Origin of the sequence: Pseudoalteromonas sp. SR44-5, assembly GCF_014163675.1 — a bacterium.
GTDB classification, from domain to species: domain Bacteria; phylum Pseudomonadota; class Gammaproteobacteria; order Enterobacterales; family Alteromonadaceae; genus Pseudoalteromonas; species Pseudoalteromonas rhizosphaerae.
The window spans coordinates 1-4,422 of sequence record NZ_JACJDT010000089.1 but is presented as its reverse complement, the minus strand read 5'-3'; the positions used below and the strand labels follow the sequence as shown (position 1 = coordinate 4,422).

The following is a 4,422-nucleotide window of genomic DNA, read 5'->3' as shown; positions in this document are numbered from 1 at the left end:
CTAGGTACAAAACCTAGATCCCGTTGCTGATAATAGGCTTTATCAACCAGTGGATTTTTTTGACATTTTTGTCTAAAAAACTCTTCTTTTATGCTTTTATCCCAATTTATCGCATCTAAGATACGGATCGGGGTTTGTAGGGCGATTAATCGATCTGATAACTCGCGAGTTTTAAGTAATAACGCCTTATCTATCATGCTTTAAGCTCACTGATGAATGAGCCTAGAGGATAGGCTAATTTAGCCCAAATATAAATAATTTAATTACTGTTTAACTTTAAATTGTACCTTCTAAACACTGGTCTTTCCTCAAGCGCTCTTCTATAACTAATGGACGCGTTAACGGTGATGTTAATTTCTCTAAAATATTAATATTTGAGCCGTTCCCTTCTGCTATCCAAATAATAATACTGTCACCAACAATCTCTCTATTGAGTTGATAATCTTTACCAGACTCTAGATCTACTTCAAACTTTACAAATGCATTTCTTTCGGCGGACGAAAAATCTCTACTGCCTATAGAAGCTTTAACCCATAGTATATGACGTCCCGCTTCATATTGTCTTGCAGTGACCCATTGAGATGGCGATTTACTATTACACATTAGATAAACATACTCCCGTTTTTTTCCTTGCTCAAACTGAAAATTCTTTAATCTAAAATGTCCTTCTCTAATATCCTTCTTAATTGGCAAACTTACACAAGCCACCAAAGAAATTAATAAAACTAATAACACCATTAAATTTAAATTTCTCATATCGGAACCTATTTCTAAACTTTGAGTTAACGAAAAAGCACTATACAGTAAGTATAGTGCTTGTTATCAAATGTTAATTTTATTTAGATTAATCACTAAAACATCATATTAAATACAACTTCAACTCGACGTGGAGATTGGAAGTATAAAGCACTGCCAAATTTTGCATTAGAGTTAAATGCTGCGTCCTCTTCTGCAAGTTCTTCATACGTAGTTACATTTGAAGCATCAAATAAGTTATAAACATTAAGAGCAACATATGCTGAATCAAACGCTGCAAAACTGCTTAAATCATATTTAACATTAGCATTAATGGTTGATGTCCAAGGCGTACGACCAAAGCTACCGCGCGAAAATTTAGTATCACCTACATAGTAAGTATCGCCATATTGATATTGAGATTGATCAGGTGCATACCCAGCACCTAACGCGTTACGTGGACGGCCTGAAGTAATATTTGCATTTACGCCAACTAATAAATTATCAGTAACAGAATAAGAACCAAATAGTTTTAATGCATGACGACGGTCATTAGGTAGATAACCATTAGCACCATCCATTAGATAAGGGTAATCCCAATCAGTTGTTAGGCCAGCATCATCTTGACCATTATCTGATTTAACATAACCTTCTGCGTTGCCGTAGCTTTGAGCCCATGTATAAGTTGCGTTAAACATCCACACACCATCCCATGCTCTTTCTAACATCAAGTCAACTGAGTTATAACTACGCTTAGCGTCTGGGTAACCTAATTGTTCAGCACTAAAGTTATAATCCTCAAGAGTTCCATCGCCATTATAATCATACTGGAATGATACGCTTTCGCCAGGATTAAATAGTAAGAAATGATTAGCTGCAGCCCCCTCTAAACCAATACTTTTAAATGCTTCAATCATACTACCATCATCAATAATACTTTGAACTTCACGACGTGTATACTTAACACCAAAAGACCAATCATCGTTTATCATACCTTGATACCCTAAGATAAGCTCATCTTGATACATTGGGGCTAAGCCACTATCGCGAACACTTACAGGACTTGGAGTCGTTCCATCTCCAATTACGTCAGTATCACCTAGTTTATCTCCTAAAACAGGAACACCGTCAGTACCTTCACTTTGTATTGTGTAGTAATCATGAGTATATAACTCTGCACCAGCTAAGCGAACATTAGTGTTTGAAGCAACAGGTAAAAAGTAACGTCCGGCATTAGCAAATACTTTGTGCTCGCCATCACCAAACAGATCATAAGCTAACCCTAAGCGCGGTGCAAATTGATTGTCTATTTTAACAAATGTATCACCACTTGCATTAAGATTTTCAAAGCTATCCCAACGGAAACCAATAGTTGCAGTTAGGCGGTCGGTTATATTCCAAGTATCTTCGATATAAAATGCTTCGTTATTGATGTCAAACTCACCGCCAACATTGTAATTACGTACACGAACATACCGGCCTGAATCTTGAATCTCATAACCATTTGGTAAAATCGCACCGGCATCATAACCAATATATCGGTAATAAATTCCACCAGAAAGCTCTACTTCACTAGTTGAAGTGTTTTTCTCTGCATCATAACCAAAACGTAACTGATGATCATCAGCTACTAGCCATTCAAAATCAATTCTATATTGCTTACGTTCGTCACTATTTGTTGATATTTGAAATGCTGAAGGATCCCAACAACCAAGATTTTGTCCATTTTGAGCATCAATGATTGCAGGACAATCTGCACCATCTGAACGGGTTGTATCATTAAATTCAACTTTACCCGCCATAGCAGACACTGAAAAATAATCCGTAATATTACCATTATAACGTATTGACCAACTAGTGCCTCCAGTTAATGAACTAGATGATGAAGTGTTTTCTGTATCTAAAACACCATTTTCATCCCTATCATATGTTGTCGAATTTTCAGTTGTTTCATCTTTGAAAATCCATCCCATCAAGGTATGGTCTTCATTGATGTTCCAGTCAAGACGGGCTAAATAATAAGGGTCGTCATCATTACGATTTAATAATGTTGTCCCACGAGTTTGGATGTCATCGTAATTTGTCTCTCTAAATTCATATAGACCATAGAAAAATAAAGTATCTTCAATTAACGCACCACTTGCAAAAAGATCTGTTTTTCTTGACTCTCTTGAATCACCACTATTATCGGTAATAATATCACCAATTCGGTTGGCACAATCTTCAACAACGTCACCATTTTCAGCTTTATAGCTACAATCATCAGCTAAATAATAAGAGTTTGGACGTTTCCCATAGAGCGAATCAAGATTTTGTGTATGCTGTAAACCAAAATGGAACTCGTTAGAGCCACTTTTTGTTACAGAGCTAACAACACCACCAGTAGAGCGTCCAAATTCAGCTGAGTAACCACCTGTTTTAATCTGGAAAGAGTCATAAGCCAAAAATGGAATAGTAGACCCGCCAACACCATTGCGGAAATTGGTCATATTAAGACCATTTACATAATAAACATTTTCAGCTTGAGAAGCACCGCCAAAACTACCTAATGAACTACCTTTAGCATCTGAAAACCGTGCATCACCTAAATTTACGCCGGGAGATAGCATTGCAACAGATGTAATATCTTGAGCAACAGGTAAGCGCGATAATTCATCTGCGGAAATATTAAATGATGCTTCTGAGTTTGTAACGTCAACACGTGCAATTCGGCTACCAGTCACAGAAATAACTTCGAAGTCACCTGCAACCATATTAATTTCAAGAGACGAAGACTTACCAATTGCAATATTTACATCATTTAACACAGATGTCTGATAGCCATCTTTTTCTATTTTAATATCATAATTACCGATTGGAATTGAACCTAAGTTAAATTGCCCCTTAGAATCTACAATCAACTGTTTAACATAACCATTTTCTTTGTTAGAAATAGTAACAGTTGCCCCAGCAATAGGCGCTGAACTTGATTGTTGAGTTACAACCCCTTTAATCGCACCATCAACGTTTCCTGCTAATGCAGTTGCACTGTAAAAAGTTAATGAAGAGCAAATTGCTGCGCAAACTGCAGCTTTTTTAAATAATTTGTTCACTTGTATCATTATTGAATCCCTAAATGTTATTATTTATATACCCCATTAATAATTGGGGTATATATATTTAACATTTACAAAACAAAACAACAATAAAAAAAACAATAAAAACAGTAAAAAGTTAAATTAATGTCAACCACAAAATAAATTAACAAACCGTACACAACCTCATGTTCATTGTTATTTTGTAAATTAAAACGCGAGGGTTAACCTACAATAAAAACAACATACTTACATGTTAATGTTATCTTTAATGATAAAACTCAGTAGCATACATTGAGGCATATATAGAGATAGCGTTACAAACCTTAATTTCCTAAAAGAGGTGTATTTTGCATAGCTATTGTGAATAGAAACAATAAAACAACACCAACTGCAAAAAAATTTTAAGTTTAATTAGAATTTAACATAATAAGCAATGAAGTTTAACGTTAATAATACATAAGAAAGGTGTTAAAACATACTCAACGCTGTTTTGTACTCGCTGCACATTTTACTCATATATTGAGCGATAGGATTGAGTTGCCCAAGCTGGCTAATGATATTACGGTTTAGATCAGAAAATGCTTGGCGTAGCTCGCTAGGTACAAAACCT

General features: G+C 35.5%; 2 protein-coding genes and 2 pseudogenes. All 4 read right to left on the bottom strand.

What is annotated here, in order from left to right; translation table 11 throughout:
• A pseudogene (locus H5154_RS22295) lies at positions 1 to 197 on the bottom strand (flavohemoglobin expression-modulating QEGLA motif protein); the annotation flags it as partial.
• Between the two features lie 79 nt (positions 198 to 276).
• The gene (locus H5154_RS22290; protein WP_182719665.1) at positions 277 to 756 is read right to left on the bottom strand and encodes a hypothetical protein; all 480 of its coding nucleotides are present in this window, start codon (positions 754 to 756) and stop codon (positions 277 to 279) included.
• Positions 757 to 851: 95 nt separating this feature from the next.
• Positions 852 to 3,836 carry a TonB-dependent receptor gene (locus tag H5154_RS22285; protein WP_182719664.1) on the bottom strand — a complete coding sequence of 995 codons (2,985 nt, stop codon included), beginning with the start codon at positions 3,834 to 3,836 and terminating at the stop codon, positions 852 to 854.
• Positions 3,837 to 4,286: 450 nt separating this feature from the next.
• A pseudogene (locus H5154_RS23895) lies at positions 4,287 to 4,422 on the bottom strand (flavohemoglobin expression-modulating QEGLA motif protein); the annotation flags it as partial.